The organism is Streptomyces flavochromogenes (genome assembly GCF_000717595.1).
GTDB classification, from domain to species: domain Bacteria; phylum Actinomycetota; class Actinomycetes; order Streptomycetales; family Streptomycetaceae; genus Streptomyces; species Streptomyces flavochromogenes.
In genome coordinates, this window is the sequence record NZ_JNZO01000039.1 from 46,595 (window position 1) to 72,964 (window position 26,370).

At 72.8% G+C, this 26,370-nt stretch carries 22 protein-coding genes and 1 riboswitch; of the genes, 17 read left to right on the forward strand and 5 right to left on the reverse strand.

All coding sequences use genetic code 11. From position 1 onward, the window contains the following. Window positions 1–9: 9 nt before the first annotated feature. Window positions 10–2,469: a DNA gyrase/topoisomerase IV subunit A gene (locus IF00_RS0135565; protein ID WP_030325387.1), complete on the reverse strand. Its 2,460-nt coding sequence runs from the start codon at window positions 2,467–2,469 to the stop codon at window positions 10–12. Between the two features lie 181 nt (window positions 2,470–2,650). Here IF00_RS0135565 and IF00_RS0135570 point away from each other — a divergent pair, with 181 nt between their 5' ends. The 4 genes from IF00_RS0135570 (at window position 2,651) to IF00_RS0135585 (ending at window position 7,447) form a co-directional block, all read left to right on the forward strand. Then, on the forward strand, window positions 2,651–4,009 hold the full coding sequence (locus IF00_RS0135570) for a M16 family metallopeptidase (RefSeq protein ID WP_030325389.1): 1,359 nt from the start codon (window positions 2,651–2,653) through the stop codon (window positions 4,007–4,009). Between the two features lie 26 nt (window positions 4,010–4,035). Beyond that, complete coding sequence (locus IF00_RS0135575; RefSeq protein WP_030325391.1) at window positions 4,036–5,403, forward strand: M16 family metallopeptidase; 1,368 nt, start codon at window positions 4,036–4,038, stop codon at window positions 5,401–5,403. Between the two features lie 200 nt (window positions 5,404–5,603). Further along, window positions 5,604–5,769, forward strand: a riboswitch (cyclic di-AMP (ydaO/yuaA leader). A 12-nt stretch (window positions 5,770–5,781) separates the two neighbouring features. After that, window positions 5,782–6,552: a M23 family metallopeptidase gene (locus IF00_RS0135580; protein WP_030325393.1), complete on the forward strand. Its 771-nt coding sequence runs from the start codon at window positions 5,782–5,784 to the stop codon at window positions 6,550–6,552. Between the two features lie 211 nt (window positions 6,553–6,763). After that, window positions 6,764–7,447 (forward strand): GntR family transcriptional regulator, encoded by a 684-nt coding sequence (locus IF00_RS0135585; protein ID WP_030325395.1) that lies wholly within the window; start codon window positions 6,764–6,766, stop codon window positions 7,445–7,447. Window positions 7,448–7,591: 144 nt separating this feature from the next. Here IF00_RS0135585 and IF00_RS0135590 read toward each other — a convergent pair whose 3' ends face one another. Next, a complete protein-coding gene (locus IF00_RS0135590; protein WP_015036698.1) occupies window positions 7,592–7,873 on the reverse strand; it encodes an HPr family phosphocarrier protein in 282 nt (93 codons plus the stop codon). Between the two features lie 242 nt (window positions 7,874–8,115). Between IF00_RS0135590 and IF00_RS0135595 the strand changes: the two genes are divergently transcribed. The 6 genes from IF00_RS0135595 (at window position 8,116) to IF00_RS0135620 (ending at window position 14,792) form a co-directional block, all read left to right on the forward strand. Continuing rightward, a complete protein-coding gene (locus IF00_RS0135595) occupies window positions 8,116–11,154 on the forward strand; it encodes a bifunctional acetate--CoA ligase family protein/GNAT family N-acetyltransferase (RefSeq protein WP_030325398.1) in 3,039 nt (1,012 codons plus the stop codon). 40 nt (window positions 11,155–11,194) lie between these two features. Next, window positions 11,195–11,791 carry a DUF5998 family protein gene (locus IF00_RS0135600; protein WP_030325407.1) on the forward strand — a complete coding sequence of 199 codons (597 nt, stop codon included), beginning with the start codon at window positions 11,195–11,197 and terminating at the stop codon, window positions 11,789–11,791. After that, window positions 11,791–12,996, forward strand: coding sequence for an alkaline phosphatase family protein (locus tag IF00_RS0135605; RefSeq protein WP_030325408.1), 1,206 nt, complete (start codon window positions 11,791–11,793; stop codon window positions 12,994–12,996). Before IF00_RS0135600 ends, IF00_RS0135605 begins: the two co-directional genes overlap by 1 nt. A gap of 67 nt (window positions 12,997–13,063) precedes the next feature. Beyond that, on the forward strand, window positions 13,064–13,711 hold the full coding sequence (locus tag IF00_RS0135610) for a thymidine kinase (RefSeq protein WP_030325409.1): 648 nt from the start codon (window positions 13,064–13,066) through the stop codon (window positions 13,709–13,711). Between the two features lie 103 nt (window positions 13,712–13,814). Then, window positions 13,815–14,249, forward strand: a complete 435-nt coding sequence (locus tag IF00_RS46280; protein WP_051820780.1) for a hypothetical protein — start codon at window positions 13,815–13,817, stop codon at window positions 14,247–14,249. Between the two features lie 237 nt (window positions 14,250–14,486). Further along, window positions 14,487–14,792, forward strand: coding sequence for a hypothetical protein (locus IF00_RS0135620; RefSeq protein ID WP_030325412.1), 306 nt, complete (start codon window positions 14,487–14,489; stop codon window positions 14,790–14,792). 59 nt (window positions 14,793–14,851) lie between these two features. Here the strand turns inward: IF00_RS0135620 and IF00_RS0135625 are convergent, their stop codons facing one another. After that, window positions 14,852–17,899 (reverse strand): AfsR/SARP family transcriptional regulator, encoded by a 3,048-nt coding sequence (locus tag IF00_RS0135625; protein ID WP_030325413.1) that lies wholly within the window; start codon window positions 17,897–17,899, stop codon window positions 14,852–14,854. Between the two features lie 194 nt (window positions 17,900–18,093). Between IF00_RS0135625 and IF00_RS41800 the strand changes: the two genes are divergently transcribed. Continuing rightward, window positions 18,094–19,479: a helix-turn-helix domain-containing protein gene (locus IF00_RS41800; RefSeq protein ID WP_051820781.1), complete on the forward strand. Its 1,386-nt coding sequence runs from the start codon at window positions 18,094–18,096 to the stop codon at window positions 19,477–19,479. An 82-nt stretch (window positions 19,480–19,561) separates the two neighbouring features. Continuing rightward, on the forward strand, window positions 19,562–20,485 hold the full coding sequence (locus IF00_RS0135635; RefSeq protein ID WP_030325416.1) for an ornithine carbamoyltransferase: 924 nt from the start codon (window positions 19,562–19,564) through the stop codon (window positions 20,483–20,485). A gap of 90 nt (window positions 20,486–20,575) precedes the next feature. Here IF00_RS0135635 and IF00_RS0135640 read toward each other — a convergent pair whose 3' ends face one another. Together IF00_RS0135640 and IF00_RS0135645 are read right to left on the reverse strand one after the other, a co-directional pair. Further along, the gene (locus IF00_RS0135640) at window positions 20,576–20,788 is read right to left on the reverse strand and encodes an MbtH family protein (protein ID WP_030325418.1); all 213 of its coding nucleotides are present in this window, start codon (window positions 20,786–20,788) and stop codon (window positions 20,576–20,578) included. 157 nt (window positions 20,789–20,945) lie between these two features. Further along, window positions 20,946–21,215 carry a hypothetical protein gene (locus tag IF00_RS0135645; protein WP_030325419.1) on the reverse strand — a complete coding sequence of 90 codons (270 nt, stop codon included), beginning with the start codon at window positions 21,213–21,215 and terminating at the stop codon, window positions 20,946–20,948. Between the two features lie 261 nt (window positions 21,216–21,476). Here IF00_RS0135645 and IF00_RS0135650 point away from each other — a divergent pair, with 261 nt between their 5' ends. The 5 genes from IF00_RS0135650 to IF00_RS0135670 all read left to right on the forward strand — a co-directional run. Beyond that, window positions 21,477–22,052: a cobalamin B12-binding domain-containing protein gene (locus tag IF00_RS0135650; protein ID WP_078944987.1), complete on the forward strand. Its 576-nt coding sequence runs from the start codon at window positions 21,477–21,479 to the stop codon at window positions 22,050–22,052. Then, window positions 22,049–23,356, forward strand: a complete 1,308-nt coding sequence (locus tag IF00_RS0135655; RefSeq protein ID WP_051820782.1) for a methylaspartate mutase — start codon at window positions 22,049–22,051, stop codon at window positions 23,354–23,356. The genes IF00_RS0135650 and IF00_RS0135655 overlap by 4 nt, the downstream gene beginning before the upstream one ends. Further along, the gene (locus IF00_RS0135660; RefSeq protein ID WP_037639842.1) at window positions 23,353–24,375 is read left to right on the forward strand and encodes an asparagine synthetase A; all 1,023 of its coding nucleotides are present in this window, start codon (window positions 23,353–23,355) and stop codon (window positions 24,373–24,375) included. Before IF00_RS0135655 ends, IF00_RS0135660 begins: the two co-directional genes overlap by 4 nt. Next, complete coding sequence (locus tag IF00_RS0135665; RefSeq protein ID WP_030325426.1) at window positions 24,372–25,667, forward strand: glutamate synthase-related protein; 1,296 nt, start codon at window positions 24,372–24,374, stop codon at window positions 25,665–25,667. The genes IF00_RS0135660 and IF00_RS0135665 overlap by 4 nt, the downstream gene beginning before the upstream one ends. A gap of 105 nt (window positions 25,668–25,772) precedes the next feature. Continuing rightward, window positions 25,773–26,370, forward strand: a 598-nt coding sequence (locus tag IF00_RS0135670) for an AMP-binding protein (protein ID WP_030325427.1), incomplete at its 3' end; no start/stop codon positions are given.

Sequence of the window (26,370 nt, forward strand, 5' to 3'; positions counted from 1 at the left end):
GGGCCCCGGCTAGACCGCCGGGCTCGCCACCACGTCCACCGGGTGGGCGAGCGGGGTGCCCGAGCCGTCGCGGCGGGGGTCGACGTCCGGGAGTTCGACCGGGGTGCCGGTCTTCCGGGCGGCACGGGCCGGGGTGGTGCCCGCCCAGGCCAGGATCAGGACGTCCTCGCCCTTCAGGAAGCGCTGGCAGCGGACGCCACCGGTCGCGCGGCCCTTGCGGGGGTACTGGTCGAAGGGCGTCAGCTTCGCCGACGTGCCCGCCGAGGAGTCGAGCGTGCCCGTGGAGCCCGCGACGGTGAAGACGACGGCGTCCGCCGCCGGGTCGACCGCCGTGAACGAGATCACGTCGGCGCCGTCCGCCAGCTTGACGCCCGCCATACCGCCGGCCGGCCGGCCCTGGGGCCGCACCTGCGCGGCCGGGTAGCGCAGGAGCTGGGCGTCCGAGGTGATGAAGACCAGGTCCTCCTCGCCCGTCCGCAGCTCGGTGGCGCCGACGATCCGGTCGCCGTCCTTGAGGGTGATGACCTCCAGCTCGTCCTTGTTCGCCGGGTAGTCAGGGACCACCCGCTTCACCACGCCCTGGAGCGTGCCCAGGGCGAGCCCCGGCGAGGCCTCGTCGAGCGTGGTCAGGCAGACCACGGTCTCGTCCGCCTCCAGGGACAGGAACTCGGACAGCGGCGCTCCGCCCGCCAGGTTCGGTGCGGACGCGGTGTCCGGGAGCTGCGGCAGGTCGATCACCGCGATCCGGAGCAGCCGGCCGGCCGAGGTCACCGCGCCGATGTCACCGCGCTGGGTGGCGGCCACCGACGACAGGATCACGTCGTGCTTGACGCGGGCGGCATCCGGGTCGACCGGGGGCAGCTCCGCCGTCGCCGTACGGGCGAGCAGTCCGGTCGAGGAGAGCAGCACGCGGCACGGGTCGTCCGCGACCTCCAGGGAGACGGCCGCGACGGGCGCGCCCGCCGACTCGAGCAGCACCGTACGCCGGTCGGTGGCGAACTTCTTCGCGACCGCGGCCAGTTCCGCCGAGACCAGCTTGCGCAGCTCCGCGTCCGAGTCGAGGATCCCGGTCAGCTCGTCGATCTCGCCGTTGAGCCGGTCCTGCTCGGTCTCCAGCTCGATCCGGTCGAACTTGGTGAGGCGGCGCAGCGGCGTGTCCAGGATGTACTGCGTCTGGATCTCGCTGAGCGAGAAGCGCTCGATCAGGCGCTCCTTGGCCTGCGCCGAGTTCTCGCTCTCCCGGATCAGCCGGATGACCTCGTCGATGTCGAGCAGGGCGACGAGGAGGCCCTCCACCAGGTGGAGCCGGTCGCGCTTCTTGGTGCGGCGGAACTCGGAGCGGCGCCGGACGACCTCGAAGCGGTGGTCGAGGTAGACCTCCAGGAGCTCCTTGAGGCCGAGCGTCAGCGGCTGGCCGTCCACCAGCGCCACGTTGTTGATGCCGAAGGACTCCTCCATCGGCGTCAGCTTGTAGAGCTGCTCCAGGACGGCCTCGGGCACGAAGCCGTTCTTGATCTCGATGACCAGGCGCAGTCCGTGGTTGCGGTCGGTCAGGTCCTTGACGTCCGCGATGCCCTGGAGCTTCTTGGAACCGACCAGGTCCTTGATCTTGGAGATGACCTTCTCGGGGCCGACCGTGAACGGCAGCTCGGTCACGACGATGCCCTTGCGGCGCGCCGTCACCGTCTCCACGCTCGTCGTGGCACGGATCTTGAACGAGCCGCGCCCCGACTCGTAGGCGTCCTTGATGCCGGAGAGGCCGACGATACGGCCGCCCGTCGGCAGGTCGGGGCCGGGCACGAAACGCATCAGCGTCTCGAGGTCGGCGCCCGGGTGGCGGATCAGGTGGCGGGCGGCCGCGACGACCTCGCCGAGGTTGTGCGGGGGCATGTTGGTCGCCATGCCGACCGCGATGCCCGAGGCGCCGTTGACCAGCAGGTTCGGGTAGGCGGCGGGCAGCGCCACCGGCTCCTGCTCCTGGCCGTCGTAGTTCGGCGAGAAGTCGACCGTGTCCTCGTCGATGGACTCGGTCATGAGCAGGGCGGCCGGGGCCATCCGGGACTCGGTGTACCGCATGGCGGCCGGCGGGTCGTCGTTGCCCAGGGAACCGAAGTTGCCGTGGCCGTCGACCAGCGGGAGACGCATGGAGAAGGGCTGCGCCATGCGGACCATGGCGTCGTAGATCGAGGCGTCGCCGTGCGGGTGGAGCTTGCCCATCACCTCGCCGACGACGCGGGCGCACTTCACGAAGCCCCGGTCGGGCCGGAGCCCCATCTCGTTCATCTGGAAGACGATGCGTCGCTGGACGGGCTTCATGCCGTCACGGGCGTCCGGGAGGGCACGCGAATAGATCACCGAGTACGCGTACTCGAGGAAGGAGCCCTGCATCTCGTCGACAACGTCGATGTCGAGGATTCGCTCCTCGAACGCGTCGTCCGGCGGCGGTGTCTTCGTGCTGCGGCGGGCCATCGCGGCTGCGGCTCCTTCACCAACAAGGTTGATCTGACGCGGACCATTGTGGACCGTGCCACCGACAACGCCGACCGCGACCCGGAAGAGGGACATCTCCCGGGGGCGGGAACTTCGCCAGGTGTCGGCGCGCTTGCATACAGTGGCAGGACTTTTTCACATCGCGATCGAAGGGACGTACATGCCCATGGGTCACACGGCCACGGCCGAGGCCGGCTCCGGCGGCCTGACAGCGACCGAGCACCGGTTGGCGAACGGCCTGCGGGTGGTGCTCTCGGAGGACCACCTGACCCCGGTCGCCGCGGTCTGCCTCTGGTACGACGTCGGCTCGCGGCACGAGGTCCCGGGCCGCACGGGCCTCGCCCACCTCTTCGAGCACCTGATGTTCCAGGGTTCGAAGCAGGTCCACGGGAACGGGCACTTCGAGCTCGTGCAGGGCGCCGGCGGCTCGCTCAACGGCACGACGAGCTTCGAGCGCACCAACTACTTCGAGACCATGCCCACGCACCAGCTGGAGCTCGCGCTCTGGCTGGAGGCCGACCGCATGGGCTCGCTGCTCGCCGCCCTGGACGACGAGTCCATGGAGAACCAGCGGGACGTCGTCAAGAACGAGCGCCGCCAGCGCTACGACAACGTGCCGTACGGCACGGCCTTCGAGAAGCTGACCGCCCTGGCCTACCCGGACGGGCACCCGTACCACCACACGCCGATCGGCTCGATGGCCGACCTGGACGCGGCCACCCTGGAGGACGCGCGGAACTTCTTCCGCACGTACTACGCCCCGAACAACGCCGTGCTGTCGGTCGTCGGCGACATCGACCCGGAGCAGACCCTCGCCTGGGTCGAGAAGTACTTCGGCTCCATCCCCGGCCACGACGGCAAGCCGGCACCGCGCTCCGGCGACCTGCCCGAGGTCATCGGCGAGCAGCTGCGCGAGGTCGTCGAGGAGGAGGTCCCGGCCCGTGCGCTGATGGCCGCCTACCGGCTGCCGCACGACGGCACGCGCGCGTGCGACGCCGCCGACCTGGCCCTGACGGTCCTCGGCGGCGGCGAGTCCTCCCGGCTGCACAACCGCCTGGTACGCCGCGACCGTACGGCCGTGGCCGCCGGCTTCGGCATGCTGCGGCTCGCCGGCGCGCCCTCGCTCGGCTGGCTGGACGTGAAGACCTCCGGCGGGGTCGAGGTCCCGCAGATCGAGGCGGCCGTCGACGAGGAGCTCGCCCGGTTCGCCGCCGAGGGCCCCACGCCCGAGGAGATGGAGCGCGCGCAGGCCCAGTTGGAGCGCGAGTGGCTCGACCGGCTCGGCACCGTCGCGGGCCGCGCCGACGAACTGTGCCGGTACGCCGTGCTGTTCGGCGACCCGCAGCTCGCGCTGACCGCCGTCGACCGGGTCCTGGCGATCACCGCCGACGAGGTGCAGGCGGTGGCCGCCGCCACGCTGCGCCCCGACAACCGCGCGGTGCTGGTCTACGAGCCCCTGGCGACCGAACAGAGCGACAACGCCGACGGCGACGACGAGGAAGAGGGAGCGGACCAGTGACCGACGCCGCCGCGTCTTTGACGAGCATGGACTTCCACCCGCAGCCGACGCCCGGCACCGCCCGGCCCTGGGCCTTCCCGGCCCCGGACCGCGGCGCCCTGGACAACGGCCTGACGGTGCTCACCAGCCACCGCCCCGGCCAGCAGGTGGTGGCCGTGGAGATCTTCCTGCCGGCCCCGCTGGACGCCGAGCCCGCGGGTCTCGACGGTGTAGCCACCATCATGGCCCGCGCGCTCTTCGAGGGCACGGACCAGCAGAGCGCCGAGGAGTTCGCGGCCGAGCTGGAGCGCTGCGGCGCCACGCTCGACGCGCACGCCGACCACCCGGGCGTACGGGTCTCCCTCGAGGTTCCCGTCTCCCGGCTGCCCAAGGCGCTCGGTCTGGTCTCCGAGGCCCTGATCGCGCCGGCCTTCCTCGAGACCGAGGTCGAGCGCCTGGTGCGCAACCGCCTCGACGAGATCCCGCACGAGACGGCCAACCCGTCCCGCCGCGCCGCCAAGCAGCTCTCCAAGGAGCTCTTCCCGGCCGAGGCCCGGATGTCCCGGCCGCGCCAGGGCACCGAGGAGACCGTCGAGGCGATCGACGCCGCCGCTGTCCGCGCCTTCTACGAGGCGCACGTCCGGCCCGCCACGGCCACCGCCGTGGTCGTCGGCGACCTCACCGGTGTCGACCTGGACAAGGTCCTCGCCGAGACCCTGGGCGCCTGGACCGGCGAGCCGGCCGAGCCGCTCCCGATGCCGCCGATCACCGCCGACGACACCGGACGGGTCGTGATCGTGGACCGTCCCGGCGCCGTCCAGACCCAGTTGCTGATCGGCCGGGTCGGACCCGACCGCCACGACAGCGTCTGGCCGGCCCAGGTCCTGGGCACGTACTGCCTCGGTGGCACCCTCACCTCGCGGCTCGACCGGGTCCTGCGCGAGGAGAAGGGCTACACGTACGGCGTGCGCGCCTTCGGGCAGGTGCTCCGCTCGGACGGCCGGGGGAACGGCGCGTCGATGCTCGCCATCAGCGGCTCCATCGACACGCCCAACACCGGCCCGGCTCTTGACGACCTGTGGAAGGTGCTGCGGACGCTGGCCGCGGAGGGTCTCACCGACGCCGAGCGGGAGACGGCCGTGCAGAACCTGGTGGGCGTCGCGCCGCTCAAGTACGAGACCGCCGCATCCGTCGCCGGGACGCTCTCCGACCAGGTCGAGCAGCACCTCCCGGACGACTACCAGGCCCAGTTGTACGCGCGGCTGGCCGAGACCGGCACGGTCGAGGCGACCGCGGCCGTGGTCAGTGCCTTCCCCGTGGACCGGCTCGTCACGGTGCTCGTCGGTGACGCGGCGCAGATCGCGGAGCCGGTGCGCGCGCTCGGGATCGGTGAAGTGACCGTCGTGACCGGCTGATTCACGCCGCCGACACGGCAAGCGAGGGCCCCGACGGCATAGTTCGTCGGGGTCCTCCCCTTTGTCCGTATTGGGATCAAGGGTGGTCGTATGCCCTGTGGCATGTCTTACAAAATGCGTGTCCGGTTGGTGATTGAAAGACGATCCGCATAGCGTCGGTGCGTCTGTTCGTCAGTTGCACGTGCCGCACCCGCGGCATCGGACAGACATCGCCGAGTCCCCGTCAGGCGCGAGCCTGGGGAGCCGGGGACCCACACGTAGTCCCTGGGGTGAATCGGGTGCCTTCGTCTCGTACGGAGGGGCCCGTAGGAGACCTTCCTGCTCCGAACCCGTCAGCTAACCCGGTAGGCGAGAGGGAAGGAAAGGATCAGCCCCTACATGGCGTTCACCCGTGCCACCGGGAAGCATCGTGCTCCGAGCCGGATGGCGCGCCGCGGCGTGGGCATCGCCGGCGCGGCGACGCTCGCCACCACCGGCGTCATCGGAACCCTGGCTTCCCCGGCGCTCGCCGCCGACACGGACAACCGCTCGCTCGAGGACACCGGTCTCACCAAGGTGATCACCGAGGACTCCCTCGCCGAGCGCATCGACGCCCAGGCCGCCGCCCAGGAGCAGGAGGCCTTCGAGGTCGCCGCCAAGGCGAAGGCCAAGGCCGAGGCGAAGCGCAAGGCCGAGGCCCGTGCCAAGGAGATCCGCGAGGCCGAGCAGCGTGCGGCCCGTGAGGCCGAGCGTCGCCGCCTGGCCTCCTTCCAGCTGCCCGTCGAGGGCTCGTACGTGTCCACCGGCTACCAGACCGGCGGCTCGCTCTGGTCCTCCGGCAGCCACTCCGGCATCGACTTCCACGCCGCATACGGCAGCAGCGTCGTCTCCGTCGGCTCGGGCACCGTCGTCGAGGCCGGCTGGGGCGGCGCGTACGGCAACAACATCGTCATCCGGATGAACGACGGCACGTACACCCAGTACGGTCACCTCTCCTCCATCGGGGTCTACGTCGGTCAGAGCGTCGAGCCGGGAGAGCGGATAGGCATCTCGGGCTCGACCGGGAACTCGACCGGCCCCCACCTCCACTTCGAGGCGCGGACGACGTCGGAGTACGGCTCCGACATCAACCCGATCTCGTACCTGCGTGCCCGCGGCGTCAACGTCTGATCCAGGACGTCCCTCGCACAGGCCGGCGGCTCCGCCGCCCCCGCATCGCAAAAGCCCCGGCTCGGACAGAGCCGGGGCTTTTCGTCGGTCGTGGGACCTCGATATTCCACCGGGGCATCGGAAATTCCGGCGCGCTGCAATAGAGTCGCAGATCGGGCGCAGAACAGGCGCCGTCGGAATTGACTCGCGCAGACCAAGGCGGAGGTCGGACATGCGCATTCCCGCGCACTCGGTATGCACGGCGATCCGGGACGACATCGTCTCCGGCGTCTTCGAGCGGGGCAGCCGGCTGACCGAGGATCAGCTGGCCCGCCGGTACGGGGTCTCCCGCGTCCCGGTCCGCGAGGCCCTGCGCACCCTGGAGTCCGAGGGTTTCGTCGTCTCCCGCCGCCACGCCGGGGCGCATGTCGCCGAGCCCACCGAGCAGGAGGCGGCCGATCTGCTGGACATGCGGGCGCTGCTCGAACCGCTGGGGGCGGCCCGCGCCGCCCAGCGGCGCACGGAGGCTCATCTCAAGGTGCTGCGCGGCCTGGTCAGGCTGGGGCAGGAGCGGGCCAGGCGCGGGCAGGGCGAGGATCTGCGCTCCCTCGGAGGCTGGTTCCACGAGACGCTCGCGCAGGCCTCCGGCAGCCCGGCCCTGACGGCGCTGCTGACCCAGCTGAGGCACAAGATCGCCTGGATGTACGCGGTCGAGGAGCCCGAGCGGCCGGTGGACGCCTGGGCCGAGCACGGCGCGATCGTGGACGCCGTGGCGCGCGGGGACGCCGAGCGGGCGCGGACGCTGACCGCGCTGCACGCGGAGCGCTCGCAGTCGCTGCACCGCCTCAAGCGGCAGGACCGCGGTCGTGTGAGGGTTTCGCAACATGCAGTCAACACGGCGGGTTCCCGGAATTAACGCGCGCATCGTATACATGGAATAGGAATTCGGCGCCGTTGCTTCGTGCTGCCCGAAAGAGGGGCAGTGGAAAAGCGAAAGGCCGTGACCACCGGAATTCCGGCGGTCACGGCCTTTTCGTCGTACAGAGGGGGACGACCCGGATCAGACGGTCTCGGGAAGCTCGTCCAGACCCTCGGCGACCAGCTTCGCCAGACGGTCCAGCGCGGCCTCGGCGCCGTCGGCCTCCGAGGCGAGGACGATCTCCTCGCCGCCCTGCGCGCCCAGGCCGAGCACCGCGAGCATGGAGGCGGCGTTCACCGGGGTGCCGTCGGACTTGGCGATCGTCACCGGAACGCCGGAAGCCGTGGCGGCACGGACGAAGATGGACGCGGGGCGGGCGTGCAGGCCCTCGGCCCAGCCGACGTTGACGCGGCGCTCAGCCATGGTGTTGCCCTTCAAGTCTCAAGCGGGTTGTCTAGACCAGTCTCTCACGGGATGCTGCGTGCTCGCGCCGACCTTCGGCCCGGATCGGACCGCCGTTCGGCCCTCCCCGCCGTGCGCGGCGTGCTCCCTACCTTGCACGGCCGACCTCCGCCGCGCGAGCGGTGCCGCCGCCGTGTCGCGGCCGGTGTCATCGCCGTGCCGCGACCCGTGCCACCGCCGTGCAGCGGCCGTAGGCTGACCCCATGCAGAGCGCGTCGGACCAGCTGCCGGAGCACGACTACCCCGACCACTGGGAAGCGGACGTGGTGCTCCGCGACGGCGGCACCGCACGCATCCGGCCCATCACGGCCGACGACGCCGACCGCCTCGTCAGCTTCTACGAGCAGGTCTCGGACGAGTCGAAGTACTACCGCTTCTTCGCCCCCTACCCGCGGCTGTCCGCCAAGGACGTGCACCGATTCACGCACCACGACTTCGTGGACCGGGTCGGCCTCGCGGCGACCGTGGGCGGCGAGTTCATCGCCACCGTGCGCTACGACCGCATCGACGACCGGGGCATGCCCGCCTCCGCACCGGCCGACGAGGCCGAGGTCGCCTTCCTCGTCCAGGACGCCCACCAGGGACGCGGCGTCGCCTCCGCCCTGCTCGAACACATCGCGGCCGTCGCGCGCGAGCGGGACATCCGGCGCTTCGCCGCCGAGGTGCTCCCCGCCAACACCAAGATGATCAAGGTGTTCACCGACGCGGGCTACACCCAGAAGCGCAGTTTCGAGGACGGGTCCGTACGGCTCCACCTCGACCTCGAACCCACCGACCGCTCCCTCGCCGTCCAGCGCGCACGGGAGCAGCGTGCCGAGGCCCGCTCCGTGCAGCGCCTCCTCACGCCCCGGTCCGTCGCCGTCGTCGGCGCCGGACGCACACCCGGCGGCGTCGGCCGGACCGTCCTGCGCAACCTCCTCGGGGCCGGGTTCGCCGGACGCGTGTACGCGGTCAACGCCGCGCTCGCCGGGAACGACGGGCCCGTCGAGTTCGACGGCGTCCCCGCCCACCCCTCCGTCGCGGCCATCGGCGAGCCCGTCGACCTCGCGATCGTCGCCGTCCCCGCCGAACGGGTGCCGGAAGTCGTCGCCGACTGCGGCGAGCACGGCGTCCAGGGCCTGGTCGTCCTCTCCGCCGGATACGCCGAGAGCGGGGCGGACGGGCGCGAGCGGCAGCGTCAGCTGGTCCGGCAGGCACGCTCGTACGGCATGCGGATCATCGGGCCGAACGCCTTCGGGATCATCAACACCACCGCCGACGTCCGGCTCAACGCCTCCCTCGCCCCGCAGATGCCGGCCGCCGGTCGGATCGGGCTCTTCACCCAGTCCGGCGCGATCGGCATCGCCCTCCTCGCAGGACTGCACCGGCGGGGCGCCGGGCTCTCCTCCTTCATCTCGGCCGGCAACCGCGCCGACGTCTCCGGCAACGACTTCCTCCAGCACTGGTACGACGATCCCGGCACCGACGTCGTCCTGCTCTACCTGGAGTCGATCGGCAACCCCCGGAAGTTCACCCGGCTCGCGCGCCGCACCGCCGCCGTCAAGCCGGTCGTCGTCGTCAAGGGGGCCCGGCACAGCGGCAGCGCGCCGCCCGGACACCGGGTGCCCGTCACCCGCATCCCGCACGCCACGGTCTCCGCGCTGCTCCGCCAGGCCGGCGTCATCCGCGTCGACACCGTCACCGAGCTGGTGGACGCCGGACTGCTGCTCGCCGCCCAGCCGCTGCCCGCCGGGCCCCGGGTCGCGATCCTCGGCAACTCCGAGTCCCTCGGCCTTCTCACGTACGACGCCTGCCTGACGGAGGGGCTGCGCCCGCTGCGACCGCTCGACCTCACCACGGCGGCGGAGCCGGCGGACTTCCGGGACGCCCTCGTGGCGGCGCTCGCGGACGAGACGTCCGACGCGGTCGTCGTGAACGCGATCCCCTGGGTCGGCGAGAACGGCGCCACCGAGTTCGGCGACGGAGAGGTCCTCGCGGCCTCCCTCCGCGAGGCCGTCGCCTCCGCCCCGGCCCCCACGAAGCCGGTCGTCGTCGTCCATGTCGAGATGGGCGGCCTCGCGGAGGCCCTCGCGGTCGCCACGAGCACGCGCCCGACGGCACCGGGACGCGCTGCGGCCACCGCCTCGGGACCCCGGCCGACCGGACTCCCGACCGCCCCGGGGTCCGAGCCCGGGGCAGGGCCCGGCGGCCTCCGGCCCGCCACCCGGACGGCCGGCCCCGGACCGTCCGGCCAGGGAACGGGCGCCGCCGTGTCCGCCCCCGGCGTCCCGGGAGCGACCCCGCCCGCAGCGGCACCGGCCCCCGCGTCCGGCACCGCTGCCGTCGGCGCCGAGGGCGACCCGGCCCCCGCGTCCGTCCCCGCCCCGCCCGCCACCATCCCCTCCTACCCCGCCGCCGAGCGGGCCGTGCGGGCGCTGGCCGAGGCCGTCCGGTACGGGCAGTGGCGGCGTCAGGCCGCCGATCCCGGGCGGGTGCCCGAGTACGACGACATCGACGAGGCGGCGGCCGCCGCGCTCATCGAGCGGGTGCTCGGCGGCGACGACGCCGACCCGCGCGGTGTGACCCTCGACACCGCGCAGGCGGGGGAGCTGCTCGCCCGGTACGGCATCACCGTCCTGCCCACGCTGCCCGCCCCCGCCCCCGACGCCGCCGTCGCGGCCGCCGGCCGGCTCGGTTACCCGGTGGCCCTCAAGACGACCGCGCCCCACCTCCGCCACCGCCCCGACCTCGGGGGCGTACGGCTCGATCTGGCGTCCGAGGAACAGCTCCGGACGGCCTACGCCGAGCTGACCGAGGTTCTCGGCAAGCCCGAGGAGCTCCAGCCGGTCGTCCAGGCGATGGTGCCCCGTGGGGTCGACACCGTCGTCCGCTCCGCCATCGACCCGGCCGTCGGCGCCGTCCTCTCCTTCGGCCTCGCGGGAGCGGCGTCCGAGCTGCTCGGCGACACGGCCCACCGGCTGGTGCCGGCCACCGACCGGGACGTCGCCGAACTGGTCCGGTCCCTCCGCACGGCCCCGCTGCTGTTCGGCTGGCGCGGCTCCGCCCCCGTCGACACCCCGGCCCTCGAAGAGGTCCTGCTCCGGGTGTCCCGCCTGGTCGACGACCACCCCGAGGTGGTCGCCGTCTCCCTGGAGCCGGTGGTCGTGGCGCCGCGCGGGCTGTCCGTCCTCGGCGCCACCGTCCGGCTGGCCCCGCCGCCGCCCCGCACCGACCTCGGCCCGCGCAGCCTGCCGAGTTACTGAAGGGCCTGAGGGGGGCCGACAGCCCCGTAGGATGGAGTCCATGGCGAAGACCGGTACGACGACCCAGGGGCTGCGCGCGGCGATCGAGCGCAGCGGCTACTACCCGGCCCTCGTGGCCGAGGCGGTGGAGGCCGCTGTCGGCGGCGAGGCCGTCGCGTCGTACGTCGTGCACCAGGAGACCACGTTCGACGCCAACGAGGTCCGGCGCCATGTCACCGTCCTCGTCCTGACGCCGCACCGCTTCATCGTCAGCCACACCGACGAGCAGGCCGCGGACACCAGCTCCCCGACGCCGTACGCCACGACGTCCACCGAGTCCGTGAAGCTCGACCGGATCTCGTCGGTCGTCGTGAGCCGTGTCGTCGCCAACCCGGAGTCGTACACCCCCGGCACGCTGCCCCGCGAGGTGGTCCTCACCATCGGCTGGGGCGCCGTCTCCCGCATCGACCTGGAGCCCGCCGCCTGCGGCGACGCGAACTGCGACGCCGACCACGGTTACACGGGCAACGCCACCGCCGACGACCTCAGCCTCCGGGTGAGCGAGGCCGGGGACGGCCCGGACACCGTCCGGCAGACCCTCGTCTTCGCCCAGGCCCTGTCCGAAGCCATCGCGGCCACCGCCGCCCCCACCCGCTGATGGTGCAGCCGACCGCCGTGACCCACGGCTGGCCCGACGACCCGGTTCCGCTCGCCCCGGACACCGCTCCGGTCCCCGAGTACACCTTCGGCTCGCTCGGTGACGTGCTGCCGACGCTCGTCGCCGGTCAGGACGTGCCCGGGTTCGACGCCCGGATCGCCGAGCTCTCCCCGGCCGACCGCAACTGCGTCTTCCTGATCGACGGGCTGGGCTGGGAGCAGATCAAGGCCCACCCGGACGAGGCCCCCTTTCTGACCTCGCTCCTCGGCTCCTCGCGCGGGGGCACCGGCCGTCCGATCACCGCCGGCTTCCCCGCGACCACGGCGACCTCGCTCGCCTCGGTCGGCACCGGCCGCTACCCCGGTACGCACGGGCTGCCCGGCTACACCGTGCGCAACCCCGACACCGGCGAGCTGATGAACCAGCTCCGCTGGAAGCCGTGGACCGCGCCGCACGTCTGGCAGCCGTACCCCACCGTCTTCCAGCTCGCCCACAAGGCCGGGATCCACACCGCCCAGGTCTCCTCCCCGATCTTCGAGCAGACCCCGCTCACCAAGGTCGCGCTCAGCGGCGGAACGTTTCACGGGCGGCTCTCCGGCGAGGAGCGCATGGACTTCGCCGCCGAGCAGCTCGCCGCCGGCGACCGCTCGCTGGTCTACACGTACTACAGCGAACTCGACGGCGCCGGCCACCGCTTCGGCATCGACTCCGACGCCTGGCGCGGCCAGCTGATGTTCGTCGACCGGCTCGTGCAGCGGCTCGCCGAGCAGCTGCCGCCCCGCTCGGCGCTGTACGTCACGGCCGACCACGGCATGGTGGACATCCCCTTCGACGAGCAGCACCGCATCGACTTCGACGAGGACTGGGAGCTCCGCGCGGGCGTCGCCCTCCTGGGCGGCGAGGGACGTGCCCGGCATGTCTACGCCGTGCCCGGCGCCGAGGCGGACGTCCTCACCTGCTGGCGCGAGGTGATCGGCGAGCAGTTCTGGGTCGCGAGCCGCGATGAGGCGATCTCGCTCGGCTGGTTCGGGGACGACATCGACGAGCGCGTGTACGGGCGGATCGGCGACGTCGTCGCCGCGGCCCACGACGACGTGGCGATCACCGCCTCCGTGAACGAGCCTCACGAGTCCGCGATGGCAGGCATGCACGGATCCATGACCTCTGCGGAGCAGCTCGTCCCGCTGCTCGAAGTCCGCTCCTGAACCCTCCGGAACCCCGGCCCCCCGGAAGCCCGTCCCCCTCCACGACCTGAAAGGTCCCCGTCCCGTCATGCCCGAGCTGGTCTTCTTCTCCGGAACCATGGATTGCGGGAAGAGCACCCTGGCCCTCCAGATCGCCCACAACCGTGACGCGCGAGGGCTCCAGGGCGTGATCTTCACCCGTGACGACCGGGCGGGCGAGGGCAAGCTCTCCTCCCGGCTCGGTCTGGTGACGGAGGCGGTCGAGGCGCCGCAGGGCATGGACCTGTACGCGTACCTCGTCGCCCAGCTCTCCCAGGGCGGCAAGGCCGACTACGTGATCGTCGACGAGGCCCAGTTCCTCGCCCCGGAGCAGATCGACCAGCTCGCCCGGGTCGTCGACGACCTCGGTCTCGACGTCTTCGCCTTCGGCATCACCACCGACTTCAGGACCAAGCTCTTCCCCGGCTCGCAGCGGCTCATCGAGCTGGCGGACCGCATCGAGCAGCTCCAGGTCGAGGCGCTGTGCTGGTGCGGCGCCCGCGCCACCCACAACGCCCGCACGGTGGGCGGCGTGATGGTCGTCGAGGGCGAGCAGGTGGTCGTCGGCGACGTGAACCGCCCGGCCGAGGAGATCGGTTACGAGGTGCTGTGCCGGCGCCACCACCGGCGCCGGATGACCTCCGCCTCGGCCCGTGCGGGGGCCCTCTCCCCGGACGTGCTGCCGGTCACCGGCTGAGCACGCGGGGGGCCCGGCCCGTACGGCGGGACCGGAGCGGGAGAGAAACGGTATCGGGGCGCTCGACTCTGGCGGAGTAGTTCTCTGCAGGAGGAGTCTTTCGATGAAACATCCCCCGGACCGGATCGACGTGGCCGAGGGGCTGCGCCACATCCTTCAGGAGCTGTCCGCCATCGAGCGGTCGGTCGAGGGTGAACGCGCGGGCCTGCCGGATGCCCGTACGGACGGAGAGGGGTCCTGGGACGGGCCCGGGTTCACCGTCGAGACCGTCAGCGACAACAGCATGCACACCGTGGTGGACATCAGGGCGCTGCGCGGTCCCGGCCGGCCCTTGCCCGACCGTGCCGGGCCCGACGAGGAAGAGGCCGCCGCGCTGCGCGCAACCGTGCGCGCGCTGCTCGACCTGGCGGACATCGGATCCGGGCGCGCGTGTACCACGGTGGTCCTCACCGAGCGGGGGCCACGGGTGGTCAGTTGCCGGCTGGGCGGCGGCGCGACCGTGTTCGCGCGCGAGCCGGGGCCGGGAGGAGTGGGCTGAGCGGGGCCGCCGGGGCCGCCGGGGCCGCCGGGGTCGCCGGGGTCGCCGGGGTCGTACGGGGCGGGCCGAGCGGGATTCGGTAGGACGGTTGTACCCGGGCTGACCTGGCGTTCCCGGGTGCGTTCCCGTGCCCTGCCGGAAGGCGGTATCGGCTCGGGAACGGTCCGGGAACGGGTCGCCGGAGAGTACGTGGTGTCGGGAAGCAGAACCGAAGAAACCACGTAAAGGGGATAGGCCATGGGACGCAAGTCGACTGGACTCGCCGGGATCGTCGTCGCCGCCGCTCTCGCCCTCGGGCTCGGGATCACGGTGGAGACGGGTCACGGGCAGAGCCGGCCGGCCGGCGTGCAGGTCCAGGCCGACGACCAGGGCCCGACGGTGATCGGCAAGGGTGGCGTGGTTCGGGTCGGCGCGACCGATGACCAGGGTCCGACCGTCATCGGGTCCGGGGTCGTCCAGGCGGGTGCCACCGACGACCAGGGCCCGACGGTGATCGGCAAGGGCGCGCCCGCCGCCGGCGGTCAGAGCGTCTTCGCCGCCTGATTCCCCGCCCGTACGTCGGCCACGTCGCCGGCCCGGCCACGTCGGCCACGTCGGTGACGTCAGCTGCGACGGCGTTCCGCCGGGACGCCCATCTCGCCGAACAGGTCCTCCGCCGAGCGCTCGTTGCGCGCCGCCTCCTCCGAGAGGCCGAGGGCGGCCTGGGCGCGGGCCATGCCGGACAGGGCGTAGGCCATCTCGATGCGGAAGTCGAGGGAGTGCGCCACCTCGTGGGCGCTCTCGTGCAGCCCGAGCGCCGCCACGTACTCCTTGCGCTTGTAGAGATAGCGGCCGACGGTGTTCTCGACCTTGGCCCGGCGCAGTGGAGAAACGTTTGGCCCGATGGTTTCCATGGCTCGGTCCGCGTACCGGACGGCCTGATCGTCCCTGCCGAGACGCTGGGCGACCTCCGCGAGCAGCGCGAGGGCCAGGGCCACCTGCCCCGGGTCGCTGTTCTCGGTGCACAGCGCACGCGCCCGCGCGAGGGACAAGTCGGCGGCCTCGTTGTCGCCGAGGCAGGCGTGGGCGAACGCCAGGTCCGTGAAGGCCACCAACTTGTTCTCGTGCTGGCCCAGTTCGTCGCAGAGCGCGATCGCCCGACGGGCCGCCGACGCCGCCTCCTCGTGCCGCCCCCACTGCTCGTACAACGTGCTGAGCAGGGTGAGGCTCTCGGCCTCCGCCCGGCTGGCGCCCAGCTCCCGCTGGTGCGCGATCGACTTCTCCAGATGGGACAGCGCCTGCGGGAACCGGCCGAGCAGACTGTTCAGCTGGCCGAGGGCGCCCTCGCTGTGGGCCAAGGTCTGGACGTCCCCCAGCCGTTCGGCGACGTCCCGGCCCTCCGTGGCCACCTCGATGCCCTCGGCGAAACGGCCCAGCTTCCAGCACGCCACACCCAGATTGGACAGGCTCACACCCAGCAGCGGCAGTTCGCCGAGCCGGCGCGCGGCCGCCACCGCCAGCAGCCCCATCGAGCGGAACTCCTCCAACTGGCCCCGCGCACTGAGCTGGAAGGCCAGATTGCGGCTCAGGAACACGGTGTGGCGGTCGTGTCCGAGCCGGTCCGCCAGGCCCACCGTCCCGAGCAGGGACCCCTGCTCCCGCGCGAACCACTGCTCGGCCTGCTCGCTCTCCGCGAACCGCGGCAGCCGCATGAGCCACGCGTCCGCGTCCTCCACCTCCGCCACCTCGGTGGGGATGCGGCGCCGGCCCGGGAACATCACCTGGCAGGCCGACTCCGTCGCCGCCAGGTAGTAGTCGAGCAGCCGGCGCGTCGACGCGGAGTCGTCCTCCTCCGTCGCCGTCGACCTGAGGCTCTGCGCGAAACTGCGCACCAGGTCGTGGAAGGTGTACAGGCCGATCTCCGGCTGCTGCAACAGATGGACGTCCAGGAGGAGTTCCAGGATGTCCTCGGCGTCGGCCGGATCGGTCTCCAGGAGAGCGGCCGCCGCGTACACGTCGAGGTCGCCGCCGGGATGCAGTGCCAGGCTGCGGAACGCGGTCCGGCAGTCCTGCTCCAGGGCCTGGTACGACAGGCGCAGGGTGGCGGCGACGCTGCGCTGCCCCGAACTCAGCTCGTCCAGACGGCGCGTCTCGTCGCGCAGCCGGTCGGCCAGGTAACGTAACGTCCAGCGCGGCCTGTTGCGCAGCCGGGCGGTCGCGATCCGCAGCGCCAGCGGAAGATGACCGCACAGCCGCGCCAGTTCGGCCGCCGCCTCCGGCTCCGCCGCGTACCGCCGTTCGCCCAGGGTCTCCGCCATCAGTGCCGCGCACTCCGCCGGCGACATCACGTCGATCGAGATCCACTGTGCCGAGTCGAGGTCCACGAGCCGGGCCCGGCTGGTGACGAGGACCAGGCAGCCCGGGGTGGTCGGCAGCAGCGGTCGCACGCCGTCGGCGTCGGCGGCGTTGTCGAGGAGCAGCAGCAGACGCTTCCCGGTGACGGTCGACCGCCACAGCGCCGTACGACCCGCGAGGTCCTCCGGAATGCGCGAGCCCGGCACACCCAGGGCGCGTAACAGGCTGTCGAGCGCTCCGCCGGCGGTCACCGGCTGCTCGCCGGGCGTGTAGCCGCGCAGGTCGATGTAGAGCTGGCCGTCGGGGAACTCGGAGGCCAGCGAGTGCGCCGCGTGCACGGCCAGAGAGGTCTTGCCGCTGCCGCCCATGCCGTCCAGGGACACGATCCGGGAATGCCGCGCGCAGTCCCGGCCCGCCGAGTCGAGCAGCTCCCGCAGTTCGTCACCGCGGCCGGTGAAGTCCGCCAGGTCGTACGGCAGGGTGCACGGTGCCTCGGTGGGCGCCGCCGCCGTCAAGACCACCGGGGCCGCGACGGGCGGGGGGACGGGGGCGGCCAGCTCCGGGCTGTCGCGCAGGATCCCCTCGTACACCTTGGTCAGCCGGGGGCCCGGGTCGACGCCCAGCTCCTCCACCAGGAGCTCGCGGACCCGGCTGTACTCCTCAAGGGCCTCCGCCTGCCGGCCCGAGCGGTACAGGGCGAGCATCAACTGGGCGCGCAGCGACTCGTGCAGGGGATGCGCCTGCACCAGATCCCGCAGATCGACGACGAGTTCCGCCGTCTCGCCGAGACCGAGGCGGAGATCGAAGAGCTGCTCCGCGGCGGCGAGCCTGCGCTCCTCCAGCGCGGTGGCCGCCGCCTCGATCACCGGGCCGCCCGCCCCCGACAGGATCGGGCCCCGCCACAGGCCGAGGGCCCGGCGCAGCGCCTCCACCGCGTCGACCGTCCGGCCCTCGCCCGGGGCGTCCCGGGCCGATTTCACAAGACTGCCGAACTCCGTCAGGTCGAGCTGCTCCGGAGCGAGGGCCACCCGGTATCCGGGGCCGTCGGTGACGATGACCTCGCTGCCCGCGGGGATGCGCCGACGCAGATCCGCGACCGCCTTGCGGACCTGGTGCGAGGCGGTCGCCGGCGGGTCCTCGGCCCAGGCCGACTCCACGAGCCGGCCGATCGTCAGGACCCTTCCGGGCTCCAGGAGCAGCGTACCGAGCACGCGTTCCTGGATGAGGCCCCCCAGCCTCAGCCGGGAACCGTCGGCCCAGCCCTCGAGGGGGCCCAGCACGTTGAATCTCAGCGATTGCTCCTCGGCAGCGGTCATTGCCGCGAGCACCCCCCCAGGTCTCCCGGCCACGCCCTCGGCGCCGGTGTTTGCGGATCCTAGCCCGTTCCCGTGACCCCCGGGAACGAGGCGGTACGGGATCGGTAAGTGGTCCCGCCACCGTATGACCCACGAGGCCGACTCCTTCACGGCCCTCGCGACTGAGGACCCCCCATGCAGCAAGGAGACTGGTCATGACCGAACAGGCATCGCCGGACGGGCTCGCCGAGCAGCTGCGGGCGGCACGGCAGTGGGCCGGCATCACCCAGGAGCAGCTGGCCGGCCTGTCGACCGTCAGCGTGCGGGCCATCCGGGATCTGGAGCAGGGACGGGTGCGGCACCCGCGCCGGGAGACGCTCCGGCTGCTCGCCGGCGCCATGCGGCTGAGCGACGCCCGCCGCGCCGCCCTGGAGCTGGCCGTCGAAGGGGCGGAGGCCGGCACGGTGATGCGCGAGGCGTACGGGGCCGAACTTGCGCCGCCGCCCCAGCCGTTGCGCAGACTCGTCGGCCGCACCGAGGAACTCCGCTCCCTGACCAGTCTGTTGGCCACCGAGCATGAGCGGCTCCTCAGCGTGGTGGGCCTGGCCGGTGTGGGCAAGACACGACTGGCCCAGGAAGCCGCCCTGATGCTCCACGGCCGCGACCGGACCCCCGTCGTCTGGGTCGACATGACCGGGACCGCACCGCAGCCCGCCGGACCCGCCGGGACCCGCAGCCCGCGGTCCGCGCTGACGGGCTGGGCCCGCTCCCTGGCCCTCGGCGGCCGGGGGCTGGACGAGCTCGCCTCCGTGATACGCGGCCGGGCCACCCTGCTGGTCCTCGACGGCCACGACACCGGCCCCCACCTCACGCCCCCGCTCCTGGAACTGCTGCACGTCTGCGAGCGGCTCAAGGTGCTGATCACCACGCGCGAGCCGCACCGCACCCCGGGCAACCGGATGCTGCCGCTCGGCCCGCTGCCGGTACCCGCCCCGGAGCCCCCGGAGTTCCCGGGCGGGGCCGCGGCGCCCGGCGCCTCCCTGACCGCCGGGCAGCCCGCCGTCGAGCTCATGCTGTCGTACGTCGGTCACATGCGCCCGGACCTGATGCCCGGCGACTCGCTGGTGCGCACGGTGGCGCGGATCAGCCGGGCCCTCGACGGTGTGCCGCGGGCGATGGAGGCGGCCGCCTCCTGGCTGCTGCTGCGTTCTCCCGCGGAACTGCTGCGGATCGCGCACAGCACGCCGCTCGACGTCGTCGACGACGTGACCGGGGACGCCGGTGGCGACGGGGGTGGCGAGGGACTCGCCGCGCTGCTCGCGGCGGCCGTGGCCCGGCTCGACGACGGGCCCGCGGCGCTGCTCGGTGACCTGAGCCTCCTCCCCGACGGCTGGAGCGCCGACGAGGCCGCCGCCGGCCTGTCCGCGACCCCGGCCTCCGTGGTGCGCGACGTCCACGCGCTGATGCTGCGCGGTCTGGTACGACGCCTTCCCGGCGAGGAGGACGGAGCCCCGCGGTTCGGGGTGCTCAACCTGGTGCGCCGGCTCGCCGCCGAGCGCGCCGCCTCGCTCGTACCGGCGACGGCCCTCGTCTCCTCCTGAACAGACCCCGCTCTCCCTGCGCTTCCTCTTCCCGCTCCCTTCCGCTTCCTCCTCTCCCTCCTCGAAGAAAGGCCCGTCCGCCATGCGCAACCTGATCTCGCTCGCCGACCTCAAGCCCGAGCAGCTCGCCCGTATCGTCGCCCGCGCCGTCGAGTTCGGCACCGGCGGCGTCGACGACAAGCCGCTGGCCGGACGCCAGGTCGGTGTCTACTTCCGCAAGTCGTCCACCCGGACCCGGACCTCGTTCTGGAGCGGAGCCACCCGGCTGGGCGCCGACGTCATCACCTTCGGTCCCGACGAACTCCAGCTGACCACCGGCGAGACCGTGGAGGACACCAGCAGGGTCCTCGGCCAGTACCTCGACGCGCTCGTCGTCCGCACCAACGGCGACGTGGCGGAGATGCGCCGCCTCGGCGGCAGCCCGGACCTCGCGGTGGTGAACGCCCTCAGCCTCGACGAGCACCCGACCCAGGCGATCGCCGACCTGACCACGCTCGCCGAGCACTTCGGGAAGCTCGCCGGGCTCCATGTGCTCGTCGTCGGCGAGGGCAACAGCTCCGGCGCGGCCCTCGCACTGGCCGGCGCGCTCACCCCCGGGCTGCGGATCACCCTGCTGAGCCCCGAGGGGTACGAGGTGCCCAAGAGCACCATGGACCTCGTGGACGAACTGAGCGGCGGCGAGCACCAGGTGCGCCGGATCACCGACCCGGCCGAGGTCGACGGCCCCGTCGACGCGGTCTACACGAGCCGCTGGCAGACCATGGGCGTGCCGAAGGCCGACCCCCACTGGCTGGAGGCGTTCGAGGGGTTCGCCATCGACCGCGCGTTCTTCGAGCGCTACAGCGGTCCCGACACCGTCTTCCTGCACGACCTGCCCGCCGTGCGCGGCCAGGAGGTCGCCGACGAGGTCCTCGACGGCGAGCGCAGCCTCGCGTGGCGGCAGGCCCACCACAAGATGACCGCGGCGATGGCCGTACTGGAGTGGTGCGTGGTCGGCGAGAACTGAGCGGCACAGGTCCGAAACGGACGGGGGCGGCGTCGGTACGGGTTCGTGGAACCCGGTACCGACGCCGCCCCCGCGTGTGAGCGACGGTCGTCAGCCGCCCATCGCGGCGACCACCGAACGGGGCCGCAGATCCGTCCAGTTGGCCTCGATGTACTCGGCGCACTCCTGCTTGCCGCCCTCCTCGCGGACCAGCTGCCAGCCCTCAGGGCGGCGGATCCGGGCGGGCCACAGCGAGTGCTGGCCCTCGTCGTTGGCCAGGACGACGAAACGGCCGTCGGCGTCGTCGAACGGATTGGTTGCCATGGCTTCACCTCTGTGGGTTCCGTGGAACGGGGATCCGGTGCCGCACCGGTGCCTCGACGCTACGAGACCGTGTCCGCCGGTTCGGGCAGCCGGAGCGGCAGTTGGGCGGCAGCCCGCCCGGGCCTCCTGCCCGGCGGCCGGCCCCGCGCGTGGCGTCCTAGACGAGGACGCGGGACACCTCGTTGGCGCGGGTGACGGCGATGCCGGTGGCGACGGCGGCGGCCCGTACCGAGCCGAGCGCCTCGCGCAGCAGCTCCGTGCGCAGCAGGGGCTGGTCCGCCAGCTCCGGCCGGTCGGCGTCGATCAACTGCACCGCCGCCTCCAGTACGGCGAACTTGGCCTCGCCCAGGGGCTCGTGGCGGTCGGCATCGGTCATGACGTCGCGCAGGGCCGCGGCCAGTTCCGCGGCGGGGGCGATCTGGGACATGGGTCCACTCCTCAGGGTTCTCGGACGCGCGTGCTCCCGCGTTCCGCTCCGGCCCACGGGGCTTCGGAGCGGCGGATTTCGACTGTAGGGCGGGCCGGGAGGGCGGCGGCGACAGGCGCCGGCAACTGCCGCCCGGCTGCCGCCCGGGGCGCCGGTCGGCGCGGTCCCGCGTTCCTACGATCGATGCCGAAGGGATGTTCCGAGCGATCCAGGACCTCCTTCTCCCACTTGTCATCCCACGATGTGGACGAAGAAGTGATGATGCAGACTGCGGAATGGGCGTCCCGAGAGCGATCCGGGCCGCTGGACGTCGTTGTCACCGGACTGCCGTCCGATGCGCACACCTGGAACCTCGTATTCATCCAGCTGCTGATCGAGGACCTGGGACACCACGTCATCAACCTGGGCCCGTGCGTCCCCCAGGACGAGATCGTCGAATCCTGCGGCAAGTACCAGCCCGACCTGCTCGTGGTCAGCACCGTCAACGGCCACGGCTTCCAGGACGCCGACCAGCTCATCCGGGCGATCCGCTCGCGCTGGGAGCTGGCGGGCCTGCCCGCCGTCATCGGCGGCAAGCTGGGCGTCCTCGGCACCGAGCAGCGCGCCGGGCACGGCCGCCGGCTCCGCGAGGCGGGCTTCGACGCGGTGTTCCAGGACGACCCGGAGCAGGGCCAGGGCGCGGGCCTCGGCGCGTTCGAGGCGTTCATCGCCCGACTGGACGCCGAGCGCGGCCCGGCCGCCCCGCTCGCGGCCGACGACGCCGCGGCCGCCGACCGCGTCCCCGCCGGCCTGGCCCCGGTGGCTTCCGCCGCCTCCCTCGAAGAGGTGGCAGGGTGACGTCCTTCGGCCGGTTCGTGGCCGCGGCCCACGCGCGGGGTGCCCTCGTGGTCCAGCCCCGCATGGGCTTCTCCGAGCCCGCCCGGATGAGGACCGGGCTCGCGGCCACCAAGGCCGCCACGGACGCCGTCGCCGGCACCCTCACCATCGACAGCTACACCCGGGTCTGCGACGAGCCCTCGGCCGTCCGCGCCCTGGGCGACGGCATCCCGCTCAACGGCTACCCCCTCACCTCCTACAGCCCGAGCACCTCGCACTGGGTCCTGGAAGGTCTCGCGGACGAGACCTTCCCCGTCCAGGTCCGGCACGGCTCGGCCAGGCCGCAGCGGATCGTCGCCGCCCTCGCCCGGCTCGGCCTCACCGCGACCGAGGGCGGACCCGTCTCGTACTGCCTGCCCTACGGCCGTACCCCGCTGGAGGACTCCGTCCGCAACTGGACGGAGACCTGCCGGCAGTTGGCCGCCCTGCGCGCCGACGGCGCGGAACCCCACCTGGAGAGCTTCGGCGGCTGCATGCTCGGCCAGCTCTGCCCGCCGGGACTCCTCGTCGCCATCAGCGCCCTGGAGGGACTCTTCTTCCACCGGGCGGGACTGCGGTCCGTCTCGCTCAGCTACGCCCAGCAGACCAACCCCGAGCAGGACCGGCAGGCAGTGCGCGCGCTGCGCCGGCTCGCGTCCGAACTCCTGCCGGACACCGACTGGCACGTCGTCGTCTACACCTACATGGGCGTCTACCCGCGGACCACGCGCGGAGCCCACGCCCTCCTGGTGGACTCCGCCGAGCTCGCGGTCCGGGCCGGCGGGCAGCGGCTCATCGTGAAGACCGCCGCCGAGGCCCACCGCATCCCGACCGTCGCCGAGAACGTCCGCGCCCTGCGCATCGCGACGGAGGCGGCCCGCCGTGCCGCCGCGGCCGCGGGCGCCGAGGAGGGGGACGACGAGGCCGACAACCCCGTCTACGCGGAGGCCCGCGCCCTCGTGGACGCCGTACTCGACCTGCACACCGACCTCGGCAGCGCGCTCCTGAAGGCCTTCGAGCGCGGCTACCTGGACGTCCCCTACTGCCTGCACCCCGACAACGCCGGCCGCTCCCGCAGCCACATCGACGCGGCGGGCCGCCTGACCTGGTCGAACATCGGGGCCATGCCCATCGGTCGGGTCGCCGGACGCAGCGGCGCCCGGCTCACCGCGACCGGTCTCCACGACGCGCTGACCTTCGTGCAGCGCCGGTACGACCACCTCGACACCCGCACCGAGGACGTCGACCACACCCCCGTCGACGCCCCTCTCCTCCAGGAGGTATGACCATGACCGTCACCATCGCCGAGGCCGTGGACGAGGCTCTCCTGCCGTTCCCGTCCTCGCCCGACGCGCATCTGACCGATCCGCTGACCCGGGCCACCCTGCGCGTGCAGAGCCACATGCTCACCGCCACCCGCGCCTTCCTGACCGCCCGCGGTTTCCAGGAGCTGCTGCCGCCCATCATCGGTCCGGTCACCGACCCCGGCATCCGCGGCTCCAAGCAGGTGGACGTCGACTTCTACGGCCACAAGTACAAGATGATGACGAGCGCGATCCTCTACAAGCAGGCCTCGCTCCTCGCCTTCGACAAGATCTTCTACATCGCCCCCAACGTCCGGCTCGAACCCCTCGAAACGGCCGTCACGCACCGCCACCTCGCCGAGTTCCACCAGATCGACGTCGAGATCCGCGACGCCCGCCGCGAGGACGCGATGGACCTCGCCGAGCAGCTCGTCACCCATGTCGTCGCCGAGGTCGTGTCCCGCATGCCGGCCGAACTCGACCTGCTCGGCCGGGACACCGCCGCCCTGCGCGGGATCTTCGCGAGTGCCTTCGGACGCGTCGGCCACCAGGAGGCCACCACCGAGCTGATCGGCCTGGGCCACCCCCAGGACCCCGCCGCCGAGATCGACTGGCAGGGCGAGGAGATCGTCTCCGCCCGCGCGGACCGCCCCTTCTTCATCACCGACTACCCCAAGGGATCCCGCGGCTTCTACGACAAGGAGAACCCCGAACAGCCGGGTGTACTGCGGAACTTCGACCTCATCGCCCCCGAGGGGTACGGCGAGCTCGCCAGCGGCAGCGAGCGGGAGCACGACTACGCCACCCTCGTCACCCGCATGCGGGAGACCGGCGAGAACCCCGCCAAGTACGGCTGGTACCTGGACCTGGCGCGCCGCGGCATCCCCGCCAGTTCCGGCTTCGGCATCGGCCTGGAGCGCTTCACCCGCTATGTCACCGGACGGCAGGCCGCCTGGCAGGCCAGCGCCTACCCGAAGCTCCCCGGGGTGGTGTCGGCGTGAGCACCGCACTCGTCGCGGACGGCTTTCCCGAGGAGCAGGTCCGGCAGCGCGCCCGGCACGGCGCCGGGGCCGTCTTCCCCGCAGAGGCGGGCTACGGCACCGGACTGCTCGGCGCCGTTCCGGCCCCGTCCTCGGAGCGGGCCGGGTACGACCCGGACGACCTGCTGGAGCGGATCCGGATCGTGCCGCCCGTCTTCATGCCCGAGCGGCTGAAGAAGCTCATCGACCTCGCCCGCGAACCCCTCTACAGCGACGTCGAACTCGACTCCGTCGTCGGCGGGTTCACCAGCCGGCTGCCGCTCTACGTGTCGGCCTTCGGGTCCACCCGGGCAGCGAGCCACGACCTGGGCGAGGCCGCCGGGCGGCAGGCCGGAGCACTCGGCATTCCCCTGGTCATCGGCGAGAACGTCGTCCCCGTCAACGGCTACCGCAGCGCCGGCGAGGCCGGTGCCTCCCCGCTGCTCGGCAGGATCGCCGCCTACGCCGAGGCCGCCGACGACGAGCACGGCGGCGTCGTCGTCCAGCAGTCCACCGAGGACGCCGACGCCGAGGTCTGGAACCTCGTCTACAGCGACCCCGTCACGGAGCCCCTGCTCGCCACCGGCCGCCTCGCCTTCGAGCTCAAGGTCGGCCAGGGTGCCAAGCCCGGCCTCGGCGGGCTCACCCTGCTCGACCGGGAGACCGCGGGCCAGGTCGCCGAGCAGTACTCCCTCGACGAGGTGTTCGGCGCCGGCAGCGGCCAGGTGCTCCGGGTCGCCAGCCCCGGCACCTTCACCGAGGAGATCCTGCGTCAGCAGATCCGCCTCATGCGCAACAACTTCCCCCGGGCCCGGGTATGGGTGAAGCTCCACCCCGGCCGGGACGTGGCCCACGCCGCGGCCACCGCCTGGGCGGCCGGCGCGGACTCCGTCACCGTCGACGGCGCGGAGGGCGGCACCGCCTGGGCCCCCACCGGCTTCCTCACCCACGTCGGCCTGCCCCTCGCCGACTGCCTGCGCCGCGTCGGCCGCACCGACCACTGCCTCCTCGCCAGCGGACGCATGTGGGAGGGCACCCGCGCCGTCAAGGCCCTCGCCCTCGGCGCCCGCGCCGTCGGCCTCGGCCGCGCCGCGCTGCTCGCCGTCGACGAGGACCGCGAGGCCGGCCTGACCCGGCTCGTCGAAGCCCTCGCCCTCGAACTGCGGATGCTGACCAGTGCGGTCGGCAAGTACCACGTCAACGCCCTGGCCCCGGAGGACCTGCTCCTGCCGGACCGGTGGGAGCAGCCCCCGGCCGCCCCCGGCGCCGCCTAGCCCGCCTCAGCACCACCTACGCGATTCCCAGTCGTGGCCGTACGGGATGTCCGGCACGCCGCGAGACCCGTACCCGCCCGAACCTTCGAGAATGGTGTCGAGAAGATGTCTCACCAGCACTCCGTCCTGGCTCCCGCCGTCGACATCGACGCGTACAACAGCACCGCCGTGCGGCTCCCCGAGGGCGCCCTGCACGAGTTGTTCGCCGCCCAGGCCGCACGGACGCCGGACGCCGTTGCGCTGGTGTGCGGGGAACGCGAACTCACCTACCGCGAGCTGGACTCGGCCGCCACGGTCCTGGCGCACCGCCTGCGGGACCGGGGCGTCCGGCCCGGCGACGCCGTAGGTCTCTTCCAGGACCGCTCCCTCGCCTACGTCGTCGCGATGCTCGCGGTGCTCAAGGCGGGTGGCGCCTACGTGCCGCTGGACCCGCGTCAGCCGGAGGAGCGGCGGGCGTTCATCCTCGCCGACACCGGGGCCGTACTCCTCCTCACCGACCGCGACGAGCGGGAGGCGGCCTTCGCCGGCGACCTGCCGGTGCTGCGGCTGACGGAGGACGTGACGGTTCCGGAGGGGGACGGCGCGGCGGCCCTCGACGTGGCCGTCCATCCTGACCAGTTGGCGTACGTGATGTACACGTCGGGTTCGAGTGGGGTGCCGAAGGGTGTGGCGAACACCCATCGGAACGTGGTGGAGCTGGCGT